This window comes from Pseudoalteromonas aurantia, assembly GCF_005886875.1.
Classification (GTDB): Bacteria; Pseudomonadota; Gammaproteobacteria; order Enterobacterales; family Alteromonadaceae; genus Pseudoalteromonas; species Pseudoalteromonas aurantia_A.
Genome location: NZ_PNBY01000176.1, coordinates 1 through 2229, shown reverse-complemented (window position 1 = coordinate 2229; position 2229 = coordinate 1). Strand labels below are relative to the sequence as shown.

The following is a 2229-nucleotide window of genomic DNA, read 5'->3' as shown; positions in this document are numbered from 1 at the left end:
ATAGGATATAGCAAGCACTAAAGGGACAAACGGCAGGATGCTGTGGCTACAAAAGGACAAATCACACAAAGTGATCAGGAGTTTTACAGGATGTATCTTTTAAGGGATGATACTAGGACATACGTTAAGCCTTGAAGCAGGCATCATCGTTAATAAACGAATTTTCGTATATTACGGACCAATGGCAGGCAGCCATGTTCATCGGATGAATATAGTGTGTAGGGACAGTACAGGACCTTAGCAGTGACGCTAATTTTCGCAGAAACAGAACACCAAGCGAAGCCACGGATGCGGACAGTTTTAGGAGTTGATCAGATCAACATTGCAGGATGCGTTTAGAAGATTCCGTCAGCGCGGCTCTCACGAGTCGCGCGCTTTCTTTTTTCACGACAACTACCCTAATTAAAACTATTTTTGATTTCGTTGTTCTACACATCATCACCGCCTTTTTCGTTTACTCTTTAAATATGCATCTCTAAAGTCGATAAAGTGGCTCGTCAGCTTTTGCGCAGCTTCCTGCTCTTGATTTTGCTCTAATACCATACATGCCACTTCCGCAGTGCCCAACTGATGTTCATGTGCTGCGACACGCAATTGATAATCAGATAACGACTCTGGTGATATCGATAAAATAGGTAACGCATCAAGGTAAGGACTCTTTCTAAACATTTTTTTAGCTTCGCGCCAAGTACCATCTAAGAAAATATAAAGCGGCGTTTTCCCCTCAATACCCTCTACTTTAGTGATCACTCTCGTCAGTTCAGATTCTCTGTCATCCACTGGAAAAACAATAACCGGAAAATAATGCGGATTATTAAGCAGCTCGATCAATTTTGGGTCTGGTTCTGTTCTGTCCCATCTAAAGGCGTAATTATCTGGTATAATGTCTGCGATCAGTCGCCCAGTATTGGATGGTTTAAAGCTTTCATTGTGATACATAATAAGACAAACAGCACTCTGGCAAGTATCTGCTACAGTAATGCCACCACAAATACATAAGTGCTGCGCAAGTAAACACGCTTCACATCGGTTTAACCTTGATCCTCTGGCTTTGTACTCACGCCTCGCAACCGAAATTTGTTGTTGGCGCAAGGCCAATACAGAATTACTCACTAGATACCCTCAAAACAATCAAGCGTGTATTGTAATAAAATTCAGCTATAAAAACAGTAAGGAGCCTCGATGAATATTCAAAACTCTGCAAGATTACATTTTCGCCTTATGACGCAAGACGACGCCCAATTACTATTTGAACTCGATCAAGATCCTGCTGTTATGACACACATTAACGGTGGCATCGCCAATTCAATGGCCGATATACAAGAGACTTATATTCCTCGATTAATCTCGTTTACAAATAAAGCAAAAGGCTGGGGGCTTTGGCATACCAGCCTATTGTCAAATAACGAATTTATAGGGTGGATCCTAGTAAGACCTATGGGCTTCTTTGAAGGTGATAGCAATACGTTAGATTTAGAGCTAGGCTGGCGCTTTAAGCAATCATCTTGGGGCAAAGGGTATGCAACAGAGGCTGCTCAACACATTGCCAATACCATTTGTAAAATGCACCCTGAGTTAGAAGCACTTTCTGCTTCGGCCCTTGTTGAAAATCATGGTTCTTTAAAAGTCATGAAGAACATTGGAATGAAATATATCAAAAACTATATTTACAACGACTCTCGTGGCGATCATGATGCCGTACTGTATCGCAAAAGCTTAAAATAATGATGAATATCAGCACACAACTACTTAAAAGAGGTATGTCATGACACTCTCTATTGATCAACAACGCATGAACTCTATTCTCAGCAATGACAATACACAACGTTACAAATACTTAATTAAAGAAGTCTCACGCACAGAACTGGTATGGATCCTAACTGACGAACACGGTTGCGTTATGCTAAATAGTGATGATGAGGATTGTGTGCCTATTTGGCCTAATGAAGAGTTTGCCACATTATGGGCTACCGGCGACTGGCAAGACTGTAAACCTCAGTCAATACCACTTAAAAAATGGCATGCTAAATGGACTGACGGCCTAGCAGAAGACGAACTTGCTATCGCAGTGTTCCCTATCCCAGACCAAGATGGCTTAATCGTATACCCCGATGAGTTCGATTATGAGCTCGTGAAGTATAGGAAAAACAAAAAATAACATATACGACATTACTTACACTCTGAAGTTAACCGCTCTCGCTAGAAAACAAAAAACCCAGCTAATGCTTA

General features: G+C 41.2%; 3 protein-coding genes. 2 read left to right on the top strand and 1 reads right to left on the bottom strand.

Going from position 1 to position 2229, the window contains the following annotated elements; genetic code table 11:
* Positions 1–438 precede the first annotated feature (438 nt).
* Entirely contained in the window at positions 439–1113 is a 675-nt protein-coding gene (locus CWC18_RS20330) for a tRNA-uridine aminocarboxypropyltransferase (protein WP_138593828.1), read from the bottom strand.
* A 69-nt stretch (positions 1114–1182) separates the two neighbouring features.
* Between CWC18_RS20330 and CWC18_RS20325 the strand changes: the two genes are divergently transcribed.
* Together CWC18_RS20325 and CWC18_RS20320 are read left to right on the top strand one after the other, a co-directional pair.
* Positions 1183–1725: a GNAT family N-acetyltransferase gene (locus CWC18_RS20325; RefSeq protein WP_138593827.1), complete on the top strand. Its 543-nt coding sequence runs from the start codon at positions 1183–1185 to the stop codon at positions 1723–1725.
* A 40-nt stretch (positions 1726–1765) separates the two neighbouring features.
* Positions 1766–2158, top strand: a complete 393-nt coding sequence (locus CWC18_RS20320; RefSeq protein ID WP_138593826.1) for a DUF2750 domain-containing protein — start codon at positions 1766–1768, stop codon at positions 2156–2158.
* Positions 2159–2229 lie beyond the last annotated feature (71 nt).

Coding starts and splice junctions, on each gene's coding strand:
- CWC18_RS20320 (WP_138593826.1), top strand. CDS start 1,766: ATGACACTCTCTATTGATCAACAACGCATGAACTCTATTCTCAGCAAT.
- CWC18_RS20325 (WP_138593827.1), top strand. CDS start 1,183: ATGAATATTCAAAACTCTGCAAGATTACATTTTCGCCTTATGACGCAA.